Raw genomic sequence first — 26057 nt, 5'->3', positions numbered from 1 at the left:
TTGTTAGTGTCAACAGCTTTTTTGTTATTATGTTTTTTCGTTTCTTCGTCATCAGCGACGTATATTAATTTACCACCATATATAATCAAAGTCAACAATATTTTGCATTAAATAATAAACTTTTCAATTACGACTAAAGCTGCTACACCTGGAATGCCCAACAAACCACTAATTCCACTCGTTACAGGGTTAATGGAAACATGAAGCCCTAAACTCTCACCGAATAAATTGAGACAAAATAAAAAAAGAGCACCTGCGACAAACTTAACTCCAATAAGCCCTAACCATTTGAATGGATTCGCTTGAACACCTGACATAAACAACAATAAAACAGCTAACAAAATTGAACCAATCACAATAACAGGTTCCATAATCCTCTCATCTCCTCTTCATATGAATAGTACAAGCATATGAGAGGATTATGGAAAATAGACCTGCTACCTCCAGTTGTTTAAACGTAAATTTCTCTTTTTCGCTTCTCTCAGATAGAAAAAGTACTTCGCTTGAGCAAGCTTTAATTCGAATAGAATGTCCGGTGAAGGCTCAACGCTATTTGCGACAAGCTTTTTTTGTCTGTTCCATTCTTCCTTTTGCTTAAAAAGCTGTTGAATTAATATCTCATCGAATTCTTTTCGAATTGATTTTCTGCGAAGAAAACCCATGTACCGTACTTCTCCTTCCTACATCTCACGTCTGCCTTCTAGAGCCTTAGAAAGTGTGACTTCATCCGCATACTCTAAATCTCCACCTACTGGGAGTCCGTGAGCAATGCGAGAGAGTTTAATTCCTGATGGTTTCAACAATCTAGAGATATACATGGCTGTCGCTTCTCCTTCAATGTTTGGGTTGGTTGCAAGAATGACCTCTGTGACTTGATCGTCTTGTAATCTTTTTAATAAGTCAGGAATTTTAATATCCTCTGGTCCTATTCCGTCCATTGGAGAAATAGCTCCATGAAGCACATGATATAAGCCGTTGTATTCTTTCATTTTTTCCATTGCAATCACATCTTTTGGATCCTGCACGACACAGATTACAGATTGATCTCTTCTTGTATCTTCACAAATATAGCAAGGATCCTGATCAGTGATATGTCCGCAAACAGAACAATAAGTTAAATTACGCTTTGCATTAACAAGTGCCTTCGCAAAATCCAGCACGACGTCTTCCTGCATACTAAGAACAAAAAAAGCCAGACGGACCGCAGTTTTAGGTCCGATTCCTGGCAATTTCATAAAGCTGTCAATCAGCTTTGATATTGGTTCAGGATATTGCATCTTCAGTTATTCCTCCTAGAATAAACCTGGCATGTTCATTCCTTTTGTGAATTGACCCATTGTTTCATTCGTTAATTCATCCACTTTTTTCAATGCATCATTTGTTGCTGCAAGTACTAGGTCTTGAAGCATATCGATGTCTTCAGGATCAACAACTTCTTCATTAATCGCCACATCAACGACTTCTTTTTGTCCATTTACTTTTACAGTGACCATGCCGCCACCTGCCGTACCTTCAAGGACTTTTTCTGCAAGCTCTTCTTGAGCCTTAGCCATATCCTTCTGCATTTTTTGCATTTGTTTCATCATTTTTTGCATATTTCCCATTCCACCGCGCATATGAACACCACTCTCTTTCAAATTGTTAATCTTTAATTTCAATTAAATCGGTTCCTACTAACTTCTTTGCTTCCGCAATTAATGGATCTTCTTCAGCAGAAGCTGCCTGACCATCTGCTTGTTCTTCAGGCTGATGATCTCTTAAAAATTCTTCTCTTATTTTACCCCATTGAGCGTCAGGAACGCCAACTAATTCCACTCTTTTTCCTAGCATAGATTCTAGCAGTTGCTCAAGATTGGTTCGAACACCACTTTTATCTTCGGCCACCATCTTACAATGTATTTCAAATTTGAATTTCAAAACAAAGGCATGAGTTGCCGCCGCAACTGGTTCACTATCTGTTAATAGCGCAGCGTGAGAAACCTTATTTTGCTGTTTTAATTGGGCAAGAAGCTCTCCCCATTTGCCTTTTATTTTTTCTAGTTCCGGTCGCTTCGCTTCTTTTAAAATCTCATGAATTCGACCGACAGGTGCACGATAGCCATTTTTATTACTCGTTTGAGGTCGAGGTGCTTCCGTTTTTGCTTGAGGACTCTGAGACTGAGTCATTGGAACACCCTCAGCTTTTAGCCTAGATAGCTCCTGTTCCAGCCTGTCTATTTTATTCGTTAACGCTGTTAGATCGGAATCAGCCAGAGATGATACAGCACCAGCCGTTGACTGACAGAGCTTAACCACAGCTACTTCAAAGAAAATTCTAGGGTGATTTGTCCATTTCATTTCCTGATGGCTTTTATTCAGCACTTCAATCGTTTCATAAAGAAACTGAGGTGCCACACGTTCTGAAAGAGCCACAAACTTATCGTCAACTTTGACTTTTTCAAGGACACCTTCAAGATCCGGTGCTGTTTTATAAAGAAGCATATCTCTAAAGTAGAAGATCATATCCTCTATTAATTTCGCCGCATCTTTCCCCTGTTGAAGCAATTCATTTAACGTATCCAGCGCTATCGCAATATTTTGCTCAAAAATGGCTTCAGCAAGCTGACTAATGAAATGCTGAGATACAGCACCTGTAATGAGCAGTGCATCATCAATTGTGAGCTGTTCACCACTAAATGAGATCGCTTGGTCAAGGAGACTGAGTGCGTCACGCATGCCTCCATCTGCCGCGCTAGCAATAATCTCGAGTGAACCCTCTTGTATATTTAGGCTTTCTGCATCTACAATTTTCTCCATTCGTCCAACAATATCTTTTGTCGTGATCCGTTTAAAATCAAATCTCTGACATCTTGATATGATGGTAAGAGGAATCTTATGAGGCTCTGTGGTAGCCAAAATAAAGATACAATGAGCAGGTGGTTCCTCTAGCGTTTTAAGAAGTGCATTAAATGCCCCGATAGAGAGCATATGTACCTCATCTATAATATAAACCTTATATGTAACCGCTGAAGGAGCAAATTTCACTTTATCACGTATATCCCGAATTTCATCTACCCCGTTATTTGAGGCAGCATCTATTTCAATCACGTCTGAAATCGAACCGGTCGTAATCCCTCTACAGGCATCACACTCATTACACGGTTCACTAACAGGTGATTTTTCACAGTTCACTGCTTTCGCAAAAATCTTGGCAGCACTTGTTTTACCTGTTCCTCTAGGACCTGAAAATAAGTAAGCATGAGAAAACTTTTTCTGCAAAAGGGCATTTTGCAACGTTTTTGTGATGTGTTCTTGTCCAACAACATCCTCAAAAACTTGAGGTCTGAACACTCGGTATAAAGCTTGATAACTCACAAATACGCCCTCCTCCATTTATCATCATGTTCATTATACATGATGCAACGATCAATTCAAAAGTACACCTTTATTTTCTAACAAACGAAAAAGAGCATTTCCTTTAAAGACTTTTTACTTTTCTTGATTAAAAAACGTGTTTTCCTGCTTTCTGAAAATGTCTGCCAGATCAACAAGAACATTTGTTCTCTATATGAATTGCTTCAAAAAAACCTCACCCTGAAAATGGCTTTTTTGCTATTTGTATAAACAAAACAACTGATATATTCTTTCAATAGCAACAAAAAACTCACCTAGATAAACTAGATGAGTTACATTTAATATTGATTTACCGTGCACCTTCTGTCGATTCGCTACCCCAAGCGTTACTTAAACAGTTAGCTCGGCCCAGGCAACCCTGCGGCACATGAGAGGTTTCACTTAATGCTGCTTCCTTCCGGACCTGACATGGTTCATGAATTCCCATTGCGCAGGACCCAGACGTCAACACCACTTATTTAAGGCAGACCTTGAAGTAAACGAACCTCGAGAAGGGATTCGGCCTCGCTAGAGCGGATTGCGAGTACAGGGCACCGCTACCTCCCCGCTTAGCACGGCAAAATGAATATTAAATTGTTGGTGACGCAGACATAAGTATACCTTCTAAGTGATAAAATTGCAAACGACATCCATTCATTTACTTTTCGCCTGCTTCTTACGCTGACGGAGGTCTCGAAAGAACTGACTTAACAGCTCACCACACTCATTTTCAAGCACACCGCCAATGACTTCAGACTGATGATTGAACCGCTCATCGTCCAATAAATTCATTAAAGTACCAGCACATCCACCTTTAGGATCATAGGCACCAAAAACGACCTTTTTCACTCTTGAAAGTACAATAGCGCCTGCACACATTGGGCACGGTTCGAGTGTAACATAAAGTACAGCATCTTCTAAACGCCAGCTACCAGTCATTTTACAAGCTTCATCAATAGCAAGTAATTCCGCATGAGCAATTGATCGCTGTTCACTTTCCCTTAAATTGTGAGCACGGCTTACAATTTGATCATCAACAACGATGACGGCACCGATTGGAACTTCTCCTATTTGTTTTGCTTTCAAAGCTTCAGAAATAGCTTCTTGCATAAATTGTTCATCTTTCGTCATAGCACGGCTCTCTTTTCATGTTTTTTTAAAGGATATTGAGGTTAACATATTATCACAATCTTTTAAAGGGGGTCTTGATTTGCCAAAACAACAAAAGGCACTACTTATTATTGACATGATCAATAATTTTGATTTCGAAATGGGACATGTGCTCGCTGAAAAAACAGAGCAAATGACCAATAAAATTTTAGCCCTTAAACGACACGCTTTCAAGAAAAATTGGCCAATTATCTATATCAACGACCACTATGGACTCTGGAAGGCTGATATCAAAGCAGTTATGGAAACATGCAAAAACGAACGAAGCGCCCCTATTTTAGAGCAAATGGCACCATCTAAAGATGATTACTTCTTAATTAAACCTAAGCACTCTGCCTTTTACGGAACAGCACTAGAGACACTCCTAAATGAATTAGGTGTGCAAGATCTTATTTTAACTGGAATTGCCGGAAACATCTGTGTCCTGTTCACTGCAAATGACGCTTACATGCGAGAGTACAACCTTACTGTACCTAAAGATTGTATTGCTTCAAATGATGATAGGGACAACGAGTACGCTTTAACGATGATGGAGAACGTTCTTCTTGCCAAAATCACAACAACTAAAGAGATCACGGATGAAAATCAAACATGATTTATCCATCACCCTCATAAATTGTTAGCAATAACAAAGGGGGCGTTGACCATTCAAATTTATGTTGTCAAAAGAGGAGATACATTAAATGAAATTGCCATGCGTTTTAAAACAACGGCAAATGAAATCATTCGGACCAACGACATCGAAACACCAAATCAACTAGTCGTTGGACAAACAATTGTCATCCCTATTAGAGGTCAATTTTATGAGGTCAAACAAAATGATACACTTTATCAAATTGGAAGAAGATTTCAAATTTCGGTAGAAGAATTGGCACGTGTGAATCGGATTCGGCCTGAAGCCATATTGCCTATTCGTTTTTTGCTTTATATTCCACAAAGACCGAAAAGAAATATTAATTCTAATGCTTATATAGAACCTCGCGGAAACCAAGTCAGCGAAAATTTAAAGCAAGCAGCCAGAGAGGCATCTCCATACTTAACCCATCTCGGTGCCTTTAGTTTTCAAGCGCAAAGAGACGGCACACTTCGCGAGCCACCTTTAGATCAATTACCTCAGATTGCCGCTCAAAGCAGAACGGTTTTAACCATGGTAGTCACAAATCTAGAGAATGATAAATTTAGTGATGAACTCGGGCGAATCCTTTTAACAAATCAATCTGTCAAAACGACATTATTAAATGAAATCGTCCGCGTTGCTCAAAAGTATCAATTAAAAGAAATCCATTTTGACTTTGAATATTTACGCCCTGTTGATAAAGAAGCCTACCTTCAATTTTTAAGAGAAGCAACAACTCGTTTTCATCAACAGGGTTGGACTATTTCTGTGGCACTTGCTCCTAAAACAAGCAGTGAACAGAAAGGAAAGTGGTATGAGGCGCATGACTATGAAGCAATCGGTAAGATCGTTGATCATGTTGTGCTAATGACTTATGAGTGGGGCTACAGCGGCGGGCCTGCACAAGCCGTCTCTCCGATCGGCCCTGTCCGCCAAGTCATTGAATATGCACTGACTGTCATACCTGCCAATAAAATTGTGATGGGGCAGAATTTATATGGTTATGATTGGACGCTTCCTTATGTTCAAGGAGGCCCTATCGCCAAAGCCGTCAGCCCTCAACAAGCGGTCGCCATTGCTAGAGAGAATAATGTATCCATTTTATATGACGAAACAGCACAAGCACCTTATTTCCGTTATATAGATGCTAACAACAAAGAACACGAGGTTTGGTTTGAAGATGCAAGATCCATTCAAGCCAAATTTAATCTCATTAAAGAGTTAAACCTAAATGGAATTGCTTACTGGAAATTAGGTCTATCCTTCCCACAAAACTGGTTGTTGTTATCAGATCAATTTAATATTGAAAAAAGAACGACATCGTAATTCATACGCTCTATCTCTCAGAAGGGGTATGGTACAATATACATTGGTTTGACAACTTTATAGATAGAGGAGAACGCCTATGTATCCTGCCCCTTTTATTGCAGTGGAAGGCCCAATTGGAGCCGGAAAAACAACCTTGGCTACAATGCTTTCAAAGGAATTTCAATTTCCTTTAGTAAAAGAAATTGTAGAAGAAAATCCATTCTTAGATAAATTTTATGAAGATATGGAACAATGGAGCTTTCAGCTTGAGATGTTCTTTCTATGCAATCGGTTTAAACAGTTAGAATCTATTGAAGAGAACTATGTCAAAAAACAGCAGCCGATTGTCACTGATTATCATGTCTATAAAAATATGATATTTGCAGAAAGAACCTTATCCAAAAAGCACATGGATAAATACAGAAAAATCTATCACTTGCTGACAGATGATCTTCCTAAACCAAATGCCATGATCTATATAAAAGCCAGCCTTCCCACCTTACTTGATAGAATAAAGATGAGAGGCCGATCTTTTGAAGAAGACATTGATCCAGCTTATTTAAAAACCCTGATTGAAGATTATGAGTTGGCCATCGAGCATTTAAAACAAACTGACCCAGGTCTTCCTATCATTACAATTGAAGGCGATCATACAGACTTCGTTTCCTCACAGCAAGATTACCAGCAAATTGTACAGAAAATAAAGGAGCAAGTACTATGAAAAATATTGAAATACCAAAGGATGCTGTCATTACAATTGCAGGGACAGTTGGTGTCGGAAAATCGACCATGACGAAAACAATAGCGGACAAGCTAGGGTTTCAAACTTCTCTCGAAAAAGTAGATGATAATCCATACTTAGAGCCTTTTTATTCAGATTTCCAAAGATGGAGCTTTCATTTACAGGTCTATTTCCTAGCTGAACGTTTTAAGGAGCAGAAACGAATCTTCGAGTCTGGTGGAGGTTATGTACAAGACCGGTCCATTTATGAGGACACTGGTATTTTTGCTAAAATGCACGCAGACAAAGGTACCATGTCAGAGGTAGACTATGAAACGTATACGAGTCTATTTGAGGCGATGGTGATGACACCTTACTTCCCTCACCCAGATGTCCTTATTTACTTACATGGGGATTTAGATCATATATTACATCGTATTGAAGAGCGCGGGAGAGAGATGGAAACTCAAACCGATCGAGCATATTGGGAAGAAATGTACACTCGATATACAGAATGGATCGAACAATTTGATCTGTGCCCTGTGATTAAAATTAATATTGAAGATTATGACTTACTTCATGATGAAAGCTCACTTGATCCAATTCTTCATGAAATTGCTTCTGTTATTCAAAAAAATCGCTTTAACACAAAATAAAAAAAACCGCTGCATTTCTCGAATGCAGCGGTTTGACAATTTCCAATTTTTATGCGTTTCAATTCAACTAAGGTAAAATCAATATGGCGGAGGAAGAGGGATTCGAACCCCCGCGGGCTTTGACACCCCTGTCGGTTTTCAAGACCGATCCCTTCAGCCGGACTTGGGTATTCCTCCGTATCGACAAGAATTAATATATCATATCATCTTATTTTAAGTCAACATCTTTTCGAAAAAAATTTCAACATTTGATTTTGGTATGATGTTTAGCCTATAAAAAGCAGCCGATTATCGGCTGCTCTTCATCTATTACGTATCCTGTCTAATTTCTTCTATAAAAAGATTCATCTCTTCTTTAAAATCATTTAATGACTCAATAATCTTTGTAAAGTCTGTCACTTGTTTAGCTTGTTCGTTTGTTGAACTGCTGATTTGTGAGATATTTTCAGATAAAGTGCCAATGCTGTCTTGGATTTCTTTTAAAAATGCATTAATGGTTTCAGCTGCTTCCTTTGATCCATCTGATAACTTACGCACCTCGTCTGCAACAACAGCAAAGCCTTTTCCATTTTCACCTGCTCTTGCCGCTTCAATTGCAGCATTGAGTCCTAACAGGTTTGTTTGTCTCGCAATACCGCCAATAGTTTTGACGACTTCTTCAATGTTTGCGGATTTCTCTTCTGCTCTTCCGGCCTGCTCACTAATTTCCAAGCTTGTCGCAGCCAGTTCTTGAGAATGAGCAGCAATTTGCTCAATTCCACCTTGTAACTCTTTCGCTACTTTATTGATATGTTCTATATAGCCGCTTAATTTCTTCTCACGATGATGTGAAAAAGCCACTAAAAAAGAGCCAATCACTTTTCTATCTTCATCAAAAATCGGATAACCTTTTACAGCAATTTCATAACCATATAAAGACTCTGGCAAATGACCATCATATTCTTGTCCTCTTAATGTCGTCGCCACGTTTTGGTCCTCTGGGTTTAAAGCGTCCCCTACTTTAATGCCAAAATCTACTGTGGTCGATGGATAATAGCAAAGTACCTTTTCTGTATCAGTGATGCCGAAAAGGACACTTTCATCTAGAACTTTTCTGAGTAATTGAGCCATTTCAACATAATAGTCAAGCCTATTCAAGGTTATTCCTTCTTTCCTAGATGCTTTTAGTTCTTTTATCGGCTTATTTTAGAAAAGCTGTAGAAGTTTAGGTAAAAAGAATAAGATGCCATGACGGCATCTTATTTTATCACTTCTTTATTTCCCATATAAGGACGTAACACCTCAGGAATAATCACTGTTCCATCCTCTTGTTGATAGTTTTCTAAAATGGCTGCAACAGTTCTTCCTACTGCTAAACCAGATCCATTTAATGTGTGGACGTGTTCTGGCTTTGCTTTAGGCTCAGGGCGGAAACGAATGTTTGCTCGTCTCGCTTGGAACGCTTCAAAGTTACTGCAAGAAGAAATTTCACGATATGTATTTTGGCTTGGAATCCATACTTCGATATCGTATTTCTTCGCAGCCGTAAAGCCTAAATCTCCTGTACACATGCTCATGACACGGTATGGCAGGTTCAATAATTGAAGAACTTTTTCTGCTTGGTTTGTTAGTTTCTCTAATTCTTCATAAGAATCTTCTGGTCTGACAAATTTCACAAGCTCTACTTTGTTAAATTGGTGCTGACGGATGAGTCCGCGCGTATCTCTGCCAGCAGAACCAGCTTCTGATCTAAAACAAGCACTAAATGCTGCATAATTGATTGGCAGCTGCTCTCCTTCAAGAATTTCGTCACGGTGCATGTTCGTAATTGGCACTTCAGCCGTTGGAATGAGGAAATAATCTTCTTCTCGAATTTTAAAAGCATCCTCTTCAAACTTTGGAAGCTGTCCAGTTCCTGTCATGCTTGCTCTGTTTACCATATAAGGTGGTAATACTTCAGTAAAACCAAATTCATCTACGTGTAAATCCAGCATAAAATTATAAAGTGCACGCTCTAACCGTGCGCCTAGCCCTTTATAAAAAACGAAACGGCTTCCTGTCACTTTTCCTGCACGTTCAAAATCCAAAATTTTCAGCTCATCGGCTACATCCCAATGCGGCTTTGGTTCAAATGAGAAGGCTGGCTGTTCGCCCCATTTTCTCACTTCAATGTTGTCATCTTCTGTCTCACCGACTGGTACAGAATCATGAGGGATGTTTGGAATTGAGAACAGGATGGTTTGCAGGCTTTCCTCTACTGTTCTTAATTCATCATCCAACTTCTTAATCTCATCGCCTACCTCACGCATTTCTTGAATAATGTGATCGGCGTCTTTCTTTTCTCTTTTTAGAACAGCCACTTGCTGTGATACTTCATTTCTTCGGCTCTTTAATACTTCTGTTTTGCCGATTAATTCTCTTCTTTTTTGATCCAGCTCACCAAACTTATCAAAATCCGCTAAATCTTCGCCTCGATGGGCTAATTTTTCTTTGATTTGATCAAAATCCGTGCGCAGTTGTTTAATATCCAGCATGTGTAACACTCCTTTTTTGTCGAAAAATAAAAAGAGCCCTCATCCCATGAAAGGGACGAGAGCTCTCGCGTTGCCACCCTGATTGAAAACACGCCAAAAGCATGCTTTCCTCTTTCCTCTGTAACGGCATCACCGTAAATGCTTACTTCGTGTTTCAGCATTTCGCTCAAGGATGGATTCAGAATGCATCTTTCACCGATTCTCACCAACCATCGGCTCTCTGAGAAAGAGGGGCTTCTTACTATTTCCCGTCAACGCTTTTTCGATCTTTGATTGTGATTTTAATGTACTATAAGTTTTATCTATTTTCAACCGTTTTATACAGCAAGCTTCGTTTTATAGGACTCCACCATCTCAACAAACAGCTGTGTTAACCGGTGGTCGTCTGTCAGCTCTGGATGAAAAGAACAACCTAAGATATTGTTTTCTTTTGCCATCACAATCCTGCCGTCATACTCAGCCATGACCTCTACGCTCTCATCTGCGCTGATGATATGAGGCGCACGGATGAACACTCCTGTAAACGGCGCATCCAGTCCTTTCACTTCTACATCTGCTTCAAAGCTGTCTACCTGTCTGCCAAACGAATTACGTGCAACAGATACATTTAACAGTCCAAGATGAGCATCTTCTCGATCTTCTATATGCTTTGCCAGCATAATCAAACCGGCACAAGTCCCAAATATCGGTTTACCTTGAGCAGCGAACGCTTTAATCGGTTCAATGAATTGGTACGTATCCATGAGTCTTCTCATCGTCGTACTTTCACCACCAGGGATAATGAGACCGTCAACAATTTCTAACTCCTCTACCCGTTTGATGATCTTTCCCGCTACGCCACAAGCTTCAATCGATTGAATATGCTCTCTCACCGCTCCTTGAAGCCCTAGTACACCAATTGTTAGCATGTTCGTCGCGCTCCCTTAATTACCAGCCACGCTCTTGCATACGCTCTTCTGGCAATAGATTTGAAATTTCAATTCCTTTCATCGCTGTTCCAAGCTCTTTAGAAAGCTCTGCAATCAGACGGTAATCTGTGAAATGAGTCGTTGCTTCTACAATCGCTTTTGCAAACTTAGCTGGATTGTCTGATTTGAAGATACCAGAGCCGACAAATACACCATCTGCTCCAAGCTGCATCATGAGTGCTGCATCTGCTGGTGTCGCAACACCTCCAGCTGCAAAGTTTACAACTGGCAATTTGCCTTCTTTTTTAATTTGAACCAATAATTCATAAGGTGCGCCCAGATTCTTGGCTTCTGTCATCAATTCATCTTCACTCATTGCCGCCACTTTACGAATTTGAGCATTGACCTTTCTCATATGACGAACAGCTTCTACAATGTTTCCTGTACCAGGCTCACCTTTTGTACGTAGCATTGAAGCGCCTTCTGCAATACGGCGAGTCGCCTCACCTAGGTCACGACAGCCACATACGAAAGGTACCGTGTATTCATTTTTATTTAAATGGAATTCCTCATCTGCGGGCGTCAGCACTTCACTCTCATCAATATAATCAACACCAAGTGCTTCAAGAACACGAGCTTCCACGATGTGGCCGATACGTGCTTTTGCCATGACTGGAATCGTTACTGCATTTTGTACTTCTTCTACGATTCTTGGATCTGCCATACGGGCAACACCGCCTGCTGCACGGATATCAGCTGGTACTCGTTCTAGTGCCATTACTGCCACTGCGCCTGCTTCTTCTGCGATTTTTGCCTGCTCAGCATTGACGACATCCATAATGACGCCACCTTTTTGCATTTCTGCCATTCCACGTTTTACTCGTTCAGTTCCCTTATTGCTCACAATTGTTTCCTCCCATTTGTCTATTCGATTAATTCAACACCTTTATCATACAAGCGTTAGAGTATAACAATAAAGTGAATAGTATAACAATTCAATTAGCTCATAAAAAAGAAGAAACCCTTATATATCAAGGTTTCATAGTTAAAAAGGCATCATTCCCTCTTTTAAGTGTTATTAACATGTTATAATGCATCTATAACAATTCGAAAACATCTATAACAATTCCACACCCATTGGAGGATTTTCATGCATATTGATATCCATCGACATTCAGATACATCTCTTTCGAATCAGATTTACTTTTCCATCGTTGATCACATTCAATCAGGTCTGCTTCAGCAAGGCGATAAGCTGCCGACTGTACGTGATCTAGCGAAACAGCTGAATGTAAGTCTTGTCACAGCAGCAAAAGCCTATACACGGCTTAAGGACGACGGATTTTTAACGACTGTACAAGGAAAAGGTACGTTTGTGAATGAGCAGCATGAGCAAACTGACATCCCGGTTCAGTCATCTACTTCTTTCGATTGGCAGTTATCGATTCCAGATTATTTACCAAGGTCTCAATTCGCTCAGTATCACTATGTCGAAGAAGCCATTAATCTTTCTTCCTCTATGATTGATCCTGGTCTTTTACCTAACCGGTATTTAGAAAAAGAAATGCAGCATGTCCTAGCCCGGCATCCTCAAATCATGTCAAAATACGGAGAAATACAAGGTGACCTTCAGCTTCGTCAGGTCATTCAATCATTTCTAGAAAAATTAGATGTCCCTTCTACTCCTGAAAATATCCTTGTCACTAGCGGTTCTCAGCAAGGGCTTGATTTAGTAGCACGTACATTTATCGGGCCGGATGATGTAGTTGTCATGGAGGCGCCCACCTATCCAGGCGCAATTGATGTCTTTATGGGGAGAGGGGCACGAATTATTACGGTTCCTGTCGATCATGAAGGAATGAACATGAAACAGCTTCAAAGCATTTGTGATAAATATAAACCAAAGCTCATCTATACCATCCCTACTTTTCACAGTCCTACAGGCGCCAGTATGTCGATGAAACGAAGAAAGCAGCTGCTTTTACTGGCACAAAGCATTGATTGTCTCATTGTAGAGGATGATCCTTATCGTGAGCTTTATTTTGAAAAGAAACCGCCGGCACCCATTAAAAGCCTAGATCACGATGGACACGTCATTTATTTACGAGGATTAAGCAAGACACTGGCTCCAGGATGCAGGATTGGAATCATTACAGCGTCAGGCTCTATATTTAACCGTTTATTAGCTGCAAAAGCCAATAATGATTTAGGGAGCCCGCTTCTCACCCAAAAGGCGATCTTACCGTTTCTCACTTCCAAGAAAATGATCGATCATACGAAAAAATTAAGAACTGCCTTGAAGGTGAGACGCGATTTGATGATGGAAGTGTTGACAAAGCATGCGCCAAAGGACGTCACGTGGCAAATACCACAGGGCGGGCTCAATTTGTGGCTTAGTTTTCCTTCCTGGGTCGATACACGTGCCCTATTACATGAGGCACGGAAGCAGCAAATCACCTTCCTGCCTGGCTCTGTCTGCTATCCTGGGGAGCCGAAGCAGAATTATATACGTCTCAGTTTTTCTTATGTGAACGAAAAGGCACTGACGGAAGGGATGGAAAAGTTATGTGGTATTTTTCAGCAGGCCTTGTCTACACCTCAAAACCACAAACAATCTCTTTTCTTTTAACGATAAAAAAACTGCTCTCACATATAGAGAGCAGTTTTTTATTAGAACCAACCTTTTACTGTGTCGACGATTCCGCCCCAAATGCCAGCGAAGAATCCACCTACACCACGCATTGCAAGGATGAACCAGTTTGCTTTTTCATCACCTGTTTTCGTCACAAGCTCAACACCTGATTGGTCTTTACTCAAATAGCCGTAGTCCTTCTCATCACCAGAATAAGAAGTCGTCAACATGCCAACCTTTGTTCCTTTTTTAATAGGAGCTTCTAGGTTCTTTTTATCAATATTTACTTTCGCTTTATAGCTCTTCTCATCACCATTTTTAACCGGTACAGAGAAAGCTTCTTTCGTCACGACGGGTACTTCTTTATCTTTCCCTTTATCGACTTCGATGTTTTCATGTCCCTTGATTTGTTGGCCTTTTTTGTACATTTCTTTCATCGTGAAGTTTTTAAAGGCATAATCGAACAATTTTTTCGCCACATCGAAACGAGCTGTATGAAGATTCCCTTTAGCATTCAGGACAACTGCGATCACACGCATGTCACCACGTTTTGCTGTACCTGTGAAGCTAGAACCAGCTGAATCAGTAGAGCCCGTTTTCAGACCGTCTACGCCTTCATATTCTTTCACAAGTCCTTTAAGCATAAAGTTCCAGTTTGGCATGTCCATTTCGTCATCTGTGCCTTCTCTGAACTTTGTTTTCGCGATGCTTGCTGTTTCAAGAATTTCTGGATGATCTTTGATGAGATGCTGTGCAAGCAAAGCCATATCCTTTGCGGAAACTTCGCTTTCTTCATCAGGTCCCGTACCTTTTGGCTGTTTGCCATGTAAGTCTTTATTTTCTAATCCAGTTGCATTCACGAATTTGTAATTGGTTAAGCCAAGTTCTTTTGCTTTTGCATTCATTTTTTCAACAAACTTTGATTCTGATCCAGCGATTACCTCTGCTAGACCAATTGCTGCTGCATTTGCTGAATAAATAGCCGTTGCTTGATAAAGTTCTTTGACAGTATACGAACCATCTTTTCTCAATGGAACATTGGATAAACTGCGGTCCTGAGAAATTTCGTACACGTAATCATCTGGCGTATATGTTTGATCCCATTTCACTTTGCCTTCAGCAATCGCCTCTAGTAATAGATACTCTGTCATCATCTTTGCCATACTTGCAATAGGCAGTCTTTGTTCTGCGTTTTTACTATAAAGAATTTTACCTGTAGAAGCTTCAATAAGGATGGCTGCTTTCGCATTCACATTGAATGGATCTTCAGCCGCTTTTGCTTTGGACATTGGGGTAAATGCAGTAACAATCAATGCCAATGCAAGGATAGAGACCATAAGCTGTTTCAACATCTTGCTGTTCAATCGTCATACCTCCGTATTCATCTTTTTTCGACGTTTTTCATATATATTTAATCCACAAGGGCTTATTTCGACACAACAGTATAAATTTTATCACAATAAAGACAAAAAAAATAGACAGAGTCATAGACCCTGTCAAATGTAATTTGATTGTCACAATTTATCAAGAAATTGTGTAGTTTGGTGATTCTTTTGTAATTTGTACATCATGTGGATGACTCTCACGAAGACCTGCACCTGTCATGCGAATGAATTGTGCTTCTTCTCTAAGAGTACGTAAGTCCTGTGTTCCACAGTAGCCCATACCAGAGCGAATACCGCCAACGAGTTGGTAAACAGTGTCAACAACTGGTCCTTTATACGGTGTACGTCCTTCGATACCTTCTGGAACGAATTTTTTATTATCTTCTTGGAAGTAACGATCTTTACTTCCTTTTTCCATTGCAGCAACAGAACCCATACCACGATATACTTTGAAACGTCTACCTTGGAAAATTTCTGTTTCTCCTGGGCTTTCAGATGTACCAGCAAGCAGGCTTCCCAGCATAACAGCATGTCCACCAGAAGCTAATGCTTTCACGATATCACCTGAATATTTAATTCCACCATCTGCAATAATAGATTTACCATGTTTTCTTGCTTCTGTTGCACAGTCATAAATCGCTGTGATTTGTGGTACACCGACCCCTGCAACAACACGTGTTGTACAAATCGATCCTGGTCCAATACCCACTTTTACAATATCTGCTCCAGCCTCAAACAATGCTTTTGTTGCTTCAGCTGTTGCAACGTTACCAGCAATGATGTTAAGAGAAGGATACGTTTCACGGATTTTCGATACAGTGTCTAGAACACCTTGAGAATGACCGTGTGCTGTATCAATGACGATCACATCAACATTGGCTTCTACTAATTTTTTCACACGAGTCATTGTATCGCCAGTGACACCTACAGCGGCACCAACAATTAAACGGCCATGTGCATCTTTAGAGGAGTTAGGGAATTCGATCACTTTTTCAATATCTTTGATGGTGATGAGACCTTTTAATGTTCCTTCGTCATCTAAAAGAGGTAATTTTTCAATTTTATATTGCTGAAGGATTTTTTCAGCTTCTTCTAATGTTGTTCCAACAGAAGCTGTCACAAGTTCCTCTTTTGTCATCACGTCGCTAATCTTCATTGAATAATCCGAAATAAAACGAAGGTCACGGTTCGTAATAATCCCAACAAGCTTTTGATCTTGTTCGTTATTAACAATCGGTACACCAGAAATACGATATTTACCCATTAAATGTTCTGCATCGAATACTTGATGATCCGGTGTTAAGAAAAATGGATTTGTAATAACACCACGCTCTGAACGTTTTACTTTGTCCACTTGTTCAGCTTGCTGCTCAATAGACATGTTCTTATGGATGATTCCAAGACCACCTTGACGTGCCATTGCAATCGCCATTTGTGATTCCGTCACAGTATCCATTCCTGCACTAATAATTGGAATGTTCAGCTTTAAAGTGCTTGTTAACTCAACTGATAAATTGACATCACGCGGAAGCACCTCAGACTTTGCTGGAACAAGCAACACATCGTCAAACGTCAAACCTTCTTTTGAAAATTTACTTTCCCACATTAGTAAATCCCCCTCTTTTCGGCAAAATATTATATGTAGATTATCAACTAGGAAACAGCATGTCAAGGAAGCAACAAACAGTTGCAATTTTTAGAAAATATAAAGAGAGTTGAGGAAGAAGATGAAAAGTTCAGGATGGAAGGATTTAAAACGTTTTTACTCACTTGAAACTTCCCAAAAGTTTCTATTTCAACAGTACGAGAAACGGAACATTCAGGAGGCAAACCAGCAGGCCTATAAAAACTGTGAACGATTTATTTACTTTTTAAAGCACGGTCATACATTTTATGACCAAGCTGCATCAGCTCCACTTGAACTAAAACCGATTTTATTGTTTTATGGAATGGCACAGCTGTTAAAGGCATGTTTGCTGACAGTGGATCCCGACTATCCTTCTCAAACCTCTGTCTTAGCTCATGGTGTCACCTCAAGAAAAAGAAAGAAGCAACATTATCGCTTTAGTGAGGATGAAGTCAAGATTCAGCGAAACGGATTATGTATGCATGTATTAAAGCACTTATTTCATTTAAATGGTCTTGAAGATGAGCGATTTACGATGATCAAACTCCTTTCAAAAATACCTGAAATGGGTCATATTCTTGAGTTTCAAAAACAGCCCGCGACTTTAGTTAAAGTAGAGCAAGCCAATGGCATATTGATTCAAGATCATATTCCCTTGCTCTATAATATGTCTGCCGAACGTTTTATTGAATATTTTGAGTTCCATACAACTTGGAAGCTTAAGCAACGAGAGGCTAAAAAACTAACATTTGATGTATTTTCAGAAGAAAACCCTGCTCTTGCTACTCATCTTCATTATGATTTAGAAATGAATCAATGGTTCATTCCAGCAACACGAGATGCCTTTTTAGGGATTCCTGAGATTATCAGCCATTACTTGTTAATGTATAACCTCAGTATGATTGCCCGCTACGAAACAGAATGGTGGTACGAGCTTTTATCTCAATACATTAGTGATGATTATGTCATGATTGAACGTTATATGGAGATTGCAGAGGACAAGTTTCCGGCTTATATCATGATGCTGCTAGAAGAAAACACAAAAAAGACCAGTTCCGACTGGAACTGATCCTTTGAAAAGCTTGGCGGCGTCCTACTCTCACAGGGGGAAACCCCCAACTACCATCGGCGCTGAAGAGCTTAACTTCCGTGTTCGGTATGGGAACGGGTGTGACCTCTTCGCTATCGCCACCAAACCTGATGGAGAGAATGTTCTCTCAAAACTAGATAACAACGTTCATGCTTCACATTACAATATAGGTTAAGTCCTCGATCTATTACTATCTGTCAGCTCCACGTGTCACCCCCCTTCCACCTCAGACCTATCAACCTGATCATCTTTCAGGGATCTTACTTCCTTGCGGAATGGGAAATCTCACCTTGAGGGGGGCTTCATGCTTAGATGCTTTCACCACTTATCCCGTCCGCACATAGCTACCCAGCGATGCCCTTGGCAGAACAACTGGTACACCAGCGGTGCGTCCATCCCGGTCCTCTCGTACTAAGGACAGCTCCTCTCAAATTTCCTGCGCCCGCGACGGATAGGGACCGAACTGTCTCACGACGTTCTGAACCCAGCTCGCGTACCGCTTTAATGGGCGAACAGCCCAACCCTTGGGACCGACTACAGCCCCAGGATGCGATGAGCCGACATCGAGGTGCCAAACCTCCCCGTCGATGTGGACTCTTGGGGGAGATAAGCCTGTTATCCCCGGGGTAGCTTTTATCCGTTGAGCGATGGCCCTTCCATGCGGAACCACCGGATCACTAAGCCCGACTTTCGTCCCTGCTCGACTTGTAGGTCTCGCAGTCAAGCTCCCTTGTGCCTTTACACTCTGCGAATGATTTCCAACCATTCTGAGGGAACCTTTGGGCGCCTCCGTTACATTTTAGGAGGCGACCGCCCCAGTCAAACTGCCCACCTGACACTGTCTCCCTGCCCGATAAGGGCAGCGGGTTAGAAGGTCAATACAGCCAGGGTAGTATCCCACCGATGCCTCCACCGAAGCTAGCGCTCCGGTTTCCAAGGCTCCTACCTATCCTGTACAAGCTGTACCAACATTCAATATCAGGCTGCAGTAAAGCTCCACGGGGTCTTTCCGTCCTGTCGCGGGTAACCTGCATCTTCACAGGTACTATAATTTCACCGAGTCTCTCGTTGAGACAGTGCCCAGATCGTTGCGCCTTTCGTGCGGGTCGGAACTTACCCGACAAGGAATTTCGCTACCTTAGGACCGTTATAGTTACGGCCGCCGTTTACTGGGGCTTCAATTCGCACCTTCGCTTACGCTAAGCGCTCCTCTTAACCTTCCAGCACCGGGCAGGCGTCAGCCCCTATACTTCGCCTTACGGCTTCGCAGAGACCTGTGTTTTTGCTAAACAGTCGCCTGGGCCTATTCACTGCGGCTTCTCGGGGCTTTAACACCCTAAGAAGCACCCCTTCTCCCGAAGTTACGGGGTCATTTTGCCGAGTTCCTTAACGAGAGTTCTCTCGATCACCTTAGGATTCTCTCCTCGCCTACCTGTGTCGGTTTGCGGTACGGGCACCTCTCACCTCGCTAGAGGCTTTTCTTGGCAGTGTGGAATCAGGAACTTCGCTACTAAATTTCGCTCGCCATCACAGCTCAGCCTTCACGGGAAACGGATTTGCCTATTTCCCAGCCTAACTGCTTGGACGCGGATATCCAATACCGCGCTTACCCTATCCTCCTGCGTCCCCCCATTGCTCAAATGGTGAGGAGGTGGTACAGGAATATCAACCTGTTGTCCATCGCCTACGCCTTTCGGCCTCGGCTTAGGTCCCGACTAACCCTGAGCGGACGAGCCTTCCTCAGGAAACCTTAGGCATTCGGTGGACGGGATTCTCACCCGTCTTTCGCTACTCATACCGGCATTCTCACTTCTAAGCGCTCCACCAGTCCTTCCGGTCTGACTTCACTGCACTTAGAACGCTCTCCTACCACTGTTCGTAAGAACAGTCCGCAGCTTCGGTGATACGTTTAGCCCCGGTACATTTTCGGCGCAGAGTCACTCGACCAGTGAGCTATTACGCACTCTTTAAATGGTGGCTGCTTCTAAGCCAACATCCTGGTTGTCTAAGCAACTCCACATCCTTTTCCACTTAACGTATACTTTGGGACCTTAGCTGGCGGTCTGGGCTGTTTCCCTTTCGACTACGGATCTTATCACTCGCAGTCTGACTCCCAAGGATAAGTCATCGGCATTCGGAGTTTGACTGAATTCGGTAACCCGGTAGGGGCCCCTAGTCCAATCAGTGCTCTACCTCCGAGACTCTTACCTTGAGGCTAGCCCTAAAGCTATTTCGGAGAGAACCAGCTATCTCCAGGTTCGATTGGCATTTCACCCCTACCCACACCTCATCCCCGCACTTTTCAACGTGCGTGGGTTCGGGCCTCCATTCAGTGTTACCTGAACTTCACCCTGGACATGGGTAGATCACCTGGTTTCGGGTCTACGACCACGTACTCATGCGCCCTATTCAGACTCGCTTTCGCTGCGGCTCCGCATCTTCTGCTTAACCTTGCACGGGATCGTAACTCGCCGGTTCATTCTACAAAAGGCACGCCATCACCCGTTAACGGGCTCTGACTACTTGTAGGCACACGGTTTCAGGATCTATTTCACTCCCCTTCCGGGGTGCTTTTCACCTTTCCCTCACGGTACTGGTTCACTATCGGTCACTAGGGAGTATTTAGCCTTGGGAGATGGTCCTCCCGGATTCCGACGGAATTTCACGTGTTCCGCCGTACTCAGGATCCACTCTGGAGAGAACAACATTTCAGTTACAGGGCTGTTACCTTCTTTGGCGGGCCTTTCCAGACCTCTTCGCTTATATCGTTCCTTTGTAACTCCGTATAGAGTGTCCTACAACCCCAAGAGGCAAGCCTCTTGGTTTGGGCTGTTCCCGTTTCGCTCGCCGCTACTCAGGGAATCGCATTTGCTTTCTCTTCCTCCGGGTACTTAGATGTTTCAGTTCCCCGGGTATGCCTTCTCATACTCTATGTATTCAAGTATGGATACTACTCCATTACGAGCAGTGGGTTTCCCCATTCGGAAATCTCCGGATCAAAGCTTGCTTACAGCTCCCCGAAGCATATCGGTGTTCGTCCCGTCCTTCATCGGCTCCTAGTGCCAAGGCATCCACCGTGCGCCCTTTCTAACTTAACCATTTCTTACTTTAGAAAGAATCACTATGTGTGATGAACTTTGCATTGCATTCAATGTGAATGTATTACTTATTGTTATCTAGTTTTCAAAGAACACGTTGGTGGAGCCTAGCGGGATCGAACCGCTGACCTCCTGCGTGCAAGGCAGGCGCTCTCCCAGCTGAGCTAAGGCCCCGATTTAATAGAAGATGGTGGGCCTGAGTGGACTCGAACCACCGACCTCACGCTTATCAGGCGTGCGCTCTAACCAGCTGAGCTACAGGCCCATCTTTCATATCGAAGATATGATGTTGTAGGATCTTTTGCAAGTTCCTTCAAAACTAAACAAGACGAAAAACGTACGCTGCTCCATATATCCTTAGAAAGGAGGTGATCCAGCCGCACCTTCCGATACGGCTACCTTGTTACGACTTCACCCCAATCATCTGCCCCACCTTCGGCGGCTGGCTCCATAAAGGTTACCTCACCGACTTCGGGTGTTGCAAACTCTCGTGGTGTGACGGGCGGTGTGTACAAGGCCCGGGAACGTATTCACCGCGGCATGCTGATCCGCGATTACTAGCGATTCCAGCTTCACGCAGTCGAGTTGCAGACTGCGATCCGAACTGAGAACAGATTTGTGGGATTGGCTAAACCTTGCGGTCTCGCAGCCCTTTGTTCTGTCCATTGTAGCACGTGTGTAGCCCAGGTCATAAGGGGCATGATGATTTGACGTCATCCCCACCTTCCTCCGGTTTGTCACCGGCAGTCACCTTAGAGTGCCCAACTGAATGCTGGCAACTAAGATCAAGGGTTGCGCTCGTTGCGGGACTTAACCCAACATCTCACGACACGAGCTGACGACAACCATGCACCACCTGTCACTCTGTCCCCGAAGGGAAAGCCCTATCTCTAGGGTTGTCAGAGGATGTCAAGACCTGGTAAGGTTCTTCGCGTTGCTTCGAATTAAACCACATGCTCCACCGCTTGTGCGGGCCCCCGTCAATTCCTTTGAGTTTCAGTCTTGCGACCGTACTCCCCAGGCGGAGTGCTTAATGCGTTAGCTGCAGCACTAAGGGGCGGAAACCCCCTAACACTTAGCACTCATCGTTTACGGCGTGGACTACCAGGGTATCTAATCCTGTTCGCTCCCCACGCTTTCGCTCCTCAGCGTCAGTTACAGACCAGAGAGTCGCCTTCGCCACTGGTGTTCCTCCACATCTCTACGCATTTCACCGCTACACGTGGAATTCCACTCTCCTCTTCTGCACTCAAGTTTCCCAGTTTCCAATGACCCTCCCCGGTTGAGCCGGGGGCTTTCACATCAGACTTAAGAAACCGCCTGCGAGCCCTTTACGCCCAATAATTCCGGACAACGCTTGCCACCTACGTATTACCGCGGCTGCTGGCACGTAGTTAGCCGTGGCTTTCTGGTTAGGTACCGTCAAGGTGCAAGCAGTTACTCTTGCACTTGTTCTTCCCTAACAACAGAGCTTTACGATCCGAAAACCTTCATCACTCACGCGGCGTTGCTCCGTCAGACTTTCGTCCATTGCGGAAGATTCCCTACTGCTGCCTCCCGTAGGAGTCTGGGCCGTGTCTCAGTCCCAGTGTGGCCGATCACCCTCTCAGGTCGGCTACGCATCGTCGCCTTGGTGAGCCGTTACCTCACCAACTAGCTAATGCGCCGCGGGTCCATCTGTAAGTGACAGCCGAAACCGTCTTTCATCCTTGAACCATGCGGTTCAAGGAACTATCCGGTATTAGCTCCGGTTTCCCGGAGTTATCCCAGTCTTACAGGCAGGTTACCCACGTGTTACTCACCCGTCCGCCGCTAACATCCGGGAGCAAGCTCCCTTCTGTCCGCTCGACTTGCATGTATTAGGCACGCCGCCAGCGTTCGTCCTGAGCCAGGATCAAACTCTCCGAAAAAGTACAAAACCGAAGTTTTGTTTTTCGTCAGCGTTTGACTGACTACCTATGATGTATCATAGGATTTTTTATAAAAACTCGAATTAACAGGTACGTTTTGTCTTGTTTAGTTTTCAAAGAACTTGTTTGTCACTCTCTCAAAGCGACCACTTAAATATATCATATATCTCTATCAATAGTCAACATTTTTCTTGAAAAACATTTTATTTTTTTAAGAAGTTTTTGTTATGAAAGAGATAAAAAATAGAGCCTCTTTTTGCTCCTTTGAAAGGTTAACACATATCTATGAAAAAAGCATTATAAACTTCAAAAAAAATCATGTTTTTTCAAAAAAAAATAAAGCCGGCGAAAAACCGGCTTTATTTTTACTCAGATTGCTCTTGATCTGACTCTACATTTTCTACGTTTTCTACGTTTTCTTCACTATTCTCTTCATCGTCTTCTGGTGATTGTTCTACTAATGCCACTGTAGCGACATGTTCATCATCACCTAGACGGATCAGACGGACACCTTGAGTGACTCGGCCTGTTGTGGAGATATCTGAAACAGCCATACGGATGATGACACCACTGCCTGTGATAATCATCAAGTCTTCTTCAGCTTCAGCGTTAGTCGCCTTCACTGCAACAAGCGGACCGTTGTTGTCAGTGATCTTGCACGTTTTCAGACCTTTACCACCACGGCTTTGGACACGATATTCTTTTTCAGGCGTTAATTTACCATAACCTTTTTCCGTTACGATCAATACATTTGCATCTGGCTCAAGGATTTCCATTCCAACGACGATGTCATCTTCAGAAAGTGTGATCCCTTTAACTCCAGCTGCTGTACGTCCCATTTCACGAACATCTGTCTCGTCGAAACGAATGAGCATTCCTTTTTTCGTTCCGATGATGATTTGTTTTTCACCATTGGTTAAACGAACAGCCATCAATTCATCTTCATCACGCAGGCTGAGTGCAATCAAACCGTTGTTACGGATGTTTGCAAATTGAGACAATGACGTTCGTTTCGATACACCGTGTCTTGTTGTAAAGAAGAGATACGAATCTTCATCAAATTCGCTGACTGGAATAATGGCGTTTATCCACTCTCCCTTTTCTACTTCAAGAAGGTTAATAATCGGAATCCCTTTCGCTGTTCGTCCGAATTCAGGGATCTCATAGCCCTTCGCTCGATAGACCTTCCCTTTATTAGAGAAGAAGAGAATCGTATCGTGCGTAGATGTTGAGATCAGCTGTTCAACGAAATCATCTTCGTTGGTTCCCATTCCTTGTACACCTTTACCGCCTCTTTTTTGACTGCGGTATGTTGATGCAGGCAGGCGCTTAATATAACCATTATGAGTCAGTGTGATCACAATATTTTCAACAGGAATCAAATCTTCGTCTTCGATTGTTTCTATACCCGCTGTCACAATTTCTGTGCGGCGCGTATCATTGAAGCGTTCTTTGATTTCTGTTAATTCTTCTCTAATGATTTCTAGAACTTTCTCATTGTCTGCTAAAATGGCTTTTAATTCAGCAATCAATTCAACAAGCCCTTTGTATTCATCTTCTATTTTCTCTCTTTCTAAACCAGTCAAACGCTGGAGTCGCATATCGAGAATGGCCTGTGCTTGTTTTTCAGACAAGCTATAGTTTTCCATCAAACCATTTCTTGCAATTTCAGCAGTTTGAGAGCCTCTAATTAAGGCAATGACCTCATCTAAGTGATCAAGCGCAATTCTTAAGCCTTCTAAAATATGAGCTCTTGCTTCTGCTTTACGCAATTCATACGCCGTTCTTCGACGAATGATCACTTTCTGATGCTCAAGGTAATATTCGAGACATTGTTTGAGAGACAACACTTTCGGCTGTCCATCAACAAGTGCAAGCAAGTTAATACCGAAAGACGTTTGAAGTGTCGTTTGTTTATAAAGATTGTTTAATAGAACATGGACGTTTGCGTCTCTTCGTAGTTCAATGACGATTCTCATTCCATTACGGTCAGATTCATCACGAAGATCTGTAATGCCATCAATCTTTTTATCACGGACAAGATCAGCGATTTTTTCGATCAAACGAGCTTTGTTAACCTGGTAAGGAATCTCATTGATGATAATGCGCTGCTTACCACTAGATGTTTCTTCGATATTTGACTTTGCACGTAATGTAATAGAGCCGCGTCCTGTTTCATACGCTTTACGAATACCGCTTCGGCCAATGATTTGTCCCGCAGTTGGGAAGTCTGGACCTGGAATGATGTCCATTAGTTCCTGTGTCGTCATTTCAGGATTTTGACTAATTGCCAATACCCCATCAATCACTTCACCCAGTTGGTGAGGCGGGATATTCGTTGCCATCCCTACAGCAATTCCAGTTGCCCCGTTCACTAATAAGTTCGGGAACCTAGCAGGCATAACGACTGGCTCTCTTTCGCTGCCATCGTAGTTATCTTGATAATCAATGGTGTCCTTTGTGATATCACGCAGGATCTCCATCGAAATTTTAGAAAGACGTGCCTCGGTATAACGCATGGCTGCTGCACCGTCTCCATCGACAGAACCAAAGTTCCCGTGCCCTTCAACCAGCATATTACGATAGTTGAAATCTTGCGCCATCCGAACCATCGCTTCATATACAGCGCTATCACCGTGAGGGTGGTACTTACCGATAACTTCCCCAACGATACGAGCAGATTTCTTAAATGGTTTATCACTTGTCATACCTAGGTCATTCATCGCATACAAAATTCTTCGATGCACGGGCTTCAATCCGTCTCGCACATCTGGTAATGCACGCGAAACAATAACACTCATTGCATAATCTAAAAAGGACGTACGCATTTCATGGCTAATATTCACTTCGCGTACATTTGGTGTATGTTGTTCACTCACTATAAGAACCTCCCTTTACGTATCACATGAAATAAATTATGTGGGAGTAAAATATGTATTTATCTTCACAAGACTATTCTCCATTATATCAATAATCTTGCCTTTATACACATTTATTTACTAGAAAATCAACGAAACGCAGAAAACCAGGACATTCGTTTCACGCCCCTGT

The 26057-nt window shown here is 42.4% G+C and carries 18 protein-coding genes, 3 tRNA genes, 3 rRNA genes, 1 other RNA gene, 1 pseudogene and 1 other annotated feature; of the genes and pseudogenes, 6 read left to right on the top strand and 20 right to left on the bottom strand.

Going from position 1 to position 26057, the window contains the following annotated elements:
- Window positions 1-107 precede the first annotated feature (107 nt).
- The 7 genes from ID12_RS04990 to tadA all read right to left on the bottom strand — a co-directional run bounded on the left by ID12_RS04990 (window position 108) and on the right by tadA (window position 4503).
- On the bottom strand, window positions 108-371 hold the full coding sequence (locus tag ID12_RS04990; RefSeq protein ID WP_008342006.1) for a pro-sigmaK processing inhibitor BofA family protein: 264 nt from the start codon (window positions 369-371) through the stop codon (window positions 108-110).
- Window positions 372-437: 66 nt separating this feature from the next.
- Window positions 438-662, bottom strand: a complete 225-nt coding sequence (locus tag ID12_RS04985) for a YaaL family protein (protein ID WP_008342008.1) — start codon at window positions 660-662, stop codon at window positions 438-440.
- An 18-nt stretch (window positions 663-680) separates the two neighbouring features.
- Window positions 681-1277, bottom strand: coding sequence for a recombination protein RecR (gene recR / locus ID12_RS04980; RefSeq protein ID WP_003218094.1), 597 nt, complete (start codon window positions 1275-1277; stop codon window positions 681-683).
- Between the two features lie 15 nt (window positions 1278-1292).
- On the bottom strand, window positions 1293-1616 hold the full coding sequence (locus tag ID12_RS04975; RefSeq protein WP_008342011.1) for a YbaB/EbfC family nucleoid-associated protein: 324 nt from the start codon (window positions 1614-1616) through the stop codon (window positions 1293-1295).
- 25 nt (window positions 1617-1641) lie between these two features.
- Window positions 1642-3354, bottom strand: a complete 1713-nt coding sequence (gene dnaX, locus ID12_RS04970; RefSeq protein WP_050826828.1) for a DNA polymerase III subunit gamma/tau — start codon at window positions 3352-3354, stop codon at window positions 1642-1644.
- Window positions 3355-3685: 331 nt separating this feature from the next.
- Window positions 3686-3950: signal recognition particle sRNA large type (gene ffs / locus ID12_RS18775), an RNA gene on the bottom strand.
- 76 nt (window positions 3951-4026) lie between these two features.
- Window positions 4027-4503 (bottom strand): tRNA adenosine(34) deaminase TadA, encoded by a 477-nt coding sequence (gene tadA, locus ID12_RS04965; protein ID WP_008342015.1) that lies wholly within the window; start codon window positions 4501-4503, stop codon window positions 4027-4029.
- Between the two features lie 79 nt (window positions 4504-4582).
- On the opposite strand from tadA, the gene ID12_RS04960 reads away from it, so the two are divergent.
- The 4 genes from ID12_RS04960 to ID12_RS04945 all read left to right on the top strand — a co-directional run bounded on the left by ID12_RS04960 (window position 4583) and on the right by ID12_RS04945 (window position 7843).
- Window positions 4583-5137 carry a cysteine hydrolase family protein gene (locus tag ID12_RS04960; protein WP_080987767.1) on the top strand — a complete coding sequence of 185 codons (555 nt, stop codon included), beginning with the start codon at window positions 4583-4585 and terminating at the stop codon, window positions 5135-5137.
- A 99-nt stretch (window positions 5138-5236) separates the two neighbouring features.
- Window positions 5237-6484 (top strand): glycoside hydrolase family 18 protein, encoded by a 1248-nt coding sequence (locus tag ID12_RS04955; protein WP_234717178.1) that lies wholly within the window; start codon window positions 5237-5239, stop codon window positions 6482-6484.
- 79 nt (window positions 6485-6563) lie between these two features.
- Window positions 6564-7187, top strand: coding sequence for a deoxynucleoside kinase (locus ID12_RS04950; protein WP_050826826.1), 624 nt, complete (start codon window positions 6564-6566; stop codon window positions 7185-7187).
- On the top strand, window positions 7184-7843 hold the full coding sequence (locus ID12_RS04945) for a deoxynucleoside kinase (protein WP_050826825.1): 660 nt from the start codon (window positions 7184-7186) through the stop codon (window positions 7841-7843). Before ID12_RS04950 ends, ID12_RS04945 begins: the two co-directional genes overlap by 4 nt.
- An 84-nt stretch (window positions 7844-7927) precedes the next feature.
- Here the strand turns inward: ID12_RS04945 and ID12_RS04940 are convergent.
- The 5 genes and pseudogenes from ID12_RS04940 to pdxS form a co-directional block, all read right to left on the bottom strand.
- Window positions 7928-8020 (bottom strand) — tRNA-Ser (locus ID12_RS04940).
- Window positions 8021-8152: 132 nt separating this feature from the next.
- A pseudogene (locus ID12_RS19690) lies at window positions 8153-8485 on the bottom strand (methyl-accepting chemotaxis protein); the annotation flags it as partial.
- A gap of 596 nt (window positions 8486-9081) precedes the next feature.
- Complete coding sequence (gene serS, locus ID12_RS04930) at window positions 9082-10356, bottom strand: serine--tRNA ligase (RefSeq protein WP_008342028.1); 1275 nt, start codon at window positions 10354-10356, stop codon at window positions 9082-9084.
- 48 nt (window positions 10357-10404) lie between these two features.
- Window positions 10405-10620: a binding site (T-box leader), on the bottom strand.
- Between the two features lie 53 nt (window positions 10621-10673).
- Entirely contained in the window at window positions 10674-11264 is a 591-nt protein-coding gene (gene pdxT, locus ID12_RS04925) for a pyridoxal 5'-phosphate synthase glutaminase subunit PdxT (protein WP_050826823.1), read from the bottom strand.
- Window positions 11265-11283: 19 nt separating this feature from the next.
- The gene (pdxS, locus tag ID12_RS04920) at window positions 11284-12168 is read right to left on the bottom strand and encodes a pyridoxal 5'-phosphate synthase lyase subunit PdxS (protein WP_025206589.1); all 885 of its coding nucleotides are present in this window, start codon (window positions 12166-12168) and stop codon (window positions 11284-11286) included.
- A gap of 246 nt (window positions 12169-12414) precedes the next feature.
- Here pdxS and pdxR point away from each other — a divergent pair, with 246 nt between their 5' ends.
- Complete coding sequence (gene pdxR, locus ID12_RS04915) at window positions 12415-13893, top strand: MocR-like pyridoxine biosynthesis transcription factor PdxR (RefSeq protein WP_007496070.1); 1479 nt, start codon at window positions 12415-12417, stop codon at window positions 13891-13893.
- A 41-nt stretch (window positions 13894-13934) separates the two neighbouring features.
- On the opposite strand, the gene ID12_RS04910 is transcribed toward pdxR, so the two are convergent.
- Both ID12_RS04910 and guaB read right to left on the bottom strand, forming a co-directional pair.
- A complete protein-coding gene (locus ID12_RS04910) occupies window positions 13935-15260 on the bottom strand; it encodes a D-alanyl-D-alanine carboxypeptidase family protein (RefSeq protein WP_008342036.1) in 1326 nt (441 codons plus the stop codon).
- Window positions 15261-15420: 160 nt separating this feature from the next.
- A complete protein-coding gene (gene guaB, locus ID12_RS04905) occupies window positions 15421-16887 on the bottom strand; it encodes an IMP dehydrogenase (RefSeq protein WP_008342039.1) in 1467 nt (488 codons plus the stop codon).
- Between the two features lie 121 nt (window positions 16888-17008).
- On the opposite strand from guaB, the gene ID12_RS04900 reads away from it, so the two are divergent.
- On the top strand, window positions 17009-17977 hold the full coding sequence (locus tag ID12_RS04900) for a YaaC family protein (protein WP_050826822.1): 969 nt from the start codon (window positions 17009-17011) through the stop codon (window positions 17975-17977).
- An 11-nt stretch (window positions 17978-17988) separates the two neighbouring features.
- On the opposite strand, the gene rrf is transcribed toward ID12_RS04900, so the two are convergent.
- The 6 genes from rrf to gyrA all read right to left on the bottom strand — a co-directional run bounded on the left by rrf (window position 17989) and on the right by gyrA (window position 25885).
- Window positions 17989-18104 (bottom strand): 5S ribosomal RNA (gene rrf, locus ID12_RS04895).
- 61 nt (window positions 18105-18165) lie between these two features.
- A 23S ribosomal RNA gene (locus tag ID12_RS04890) occupies window positions 18166-21096 on the bottom strand.
- 98 nt (window positions 21097-21194) lie between these two features.
- Window positions 21195-21270, bottom strand: a tRNA-Ala gene (locus ID12_RS04885).
- Between the two features lie 14 nt (window positions 21271-21284).
- Window positions 21285-21361, bottom strand: a tRNA-Ile gene (locus ID12_RS04880).
- A 96-nt stretch (window positions 21362-21457) separates the two neighbouring features.
- A 16S ribosomal RNA gene (locus ID12_RS04875) occupies window positions 21458-23006 on the bottom strand.
- The 16S, 23S and 5S rRNA genes sit together here with 2 tRNA genes alongside, the layout of an rRNA operon.
- A gap of 365 nt (window positions 23007-23371) precedes the next feature.
- Window positions 23372-25885: a DNA gyrase subunit A gene (gene gyrA / locus ID12_RS04870; RefSeq protein WP_050826821.1), complete on the bottom strand. Its 2514-nt coding sequence runs from the start codon at window positions 25883-25885 to the stop codon at window positions 23372-23374.
- Window positions 25886-26057 lie beyond the last annotated feature (172 nt).

It is taken from the genome of Bacillus altitudinis, from assembly GCF_001191605.1.
GTDB lineage: Bacteria > Bacillota > Bacilli > Bacillales > Bacillaceae > Bacillus > Bacillus altitudinis.
This window is presented reverse-complemented; position numbering and strand designations above follow the sequence as displayed.

Excerpts from the sequence above, each read along its gene's own strand:
- pdxR (WP_007496070.1), top strand. The coding sequence starts at position 12,415 with ATGCATATTGATATCCATCGACATTCAGATACATCTCTTTCGAATCAG.
- ID12_RS04955 (WP_234717178.1), top strand. The coding sequence starts at position 5,237 with ATGCGTTTTAAAACAACGGCAAATGAAATCATTCGGACCAACGACATC.
- ID12_RS04945 (WP_050826825.1), top strand. The coding sequence starts at position 7,184 with ATGAAAAATATTGAAATACCAAAGGATGCTGTCATTACAATTGCAGGG.
- ID12_RS04900 (WP_050826822.1), top strand. The coding sequence starts at position 17,009 with ATGAAAAGTTCAGGATGGAAGGATTTAAAACGTTTTTACTCACTTGAA.
- ID12_RS04985 (WP_008342008.1), bottom strand. The coding sequence starts at position 662 with ATGGGTTTTCTTCGCAGAAAATCAATTCGAAAAGAATTCGATGAGATA.
- serS (WP_008342028.1), bottom strand. The coding sequence starts at position 10,356 with ATGCTGGATATTAAACAACTGCGCACGGATTTTGATCAAATCAAAGAA.
- tadA (WP_008342015.1), bottom strand. The coding sequence starts at position 4,503 with ATGACGAAAGATGAACAATTTATGCAAGAAGCTATTTCTGAAGCTTTG.
- recR (WP_003218094.1), bottom strand. The coding sequence starts at position 1,277 with ATGCAATATCCTGAACCAATATCAAAGCTGATTGACAGCTTTATGAAA.
- guaB (WP_008342039.1), bottom strand. The coding sequence starts at position 16,887 with ATGTGGGAAAGTAAATTTTCAAAAGAAGGTTTGACGTTTGACGATGTG.
- pdxT (WP_050826823.1), bottom strand. The coding sequence starts at position 11,264 with ATGCTAACAATTGGTGTACTAGGGCTTCAAGGAGCGGTGAGAGAGCAT.
- ID12_RS04990 (WP_008342006.1), bottom strand. The coding sequence starts at position 371 with ATGGAACCTGTTATTGTGATTGGTTCAATTTTGTTAGCTGTTTTATTG.
- ID12_RS04975 (WP_008342011.1), bottom strand. The coding sequence starts at position 1,616 with ATGCGCGGTGGAATGGGAAATATGCAAAAAATGATGAAACAAATGCAA.
- ID12_RS04950 (WP_050826826.1), top strand. The coding sequence starts at position 6,564 with ATGTATCCTGCCCCTTTTATTGCAGTGGAAGGCCCAATTGGAGCCGGA.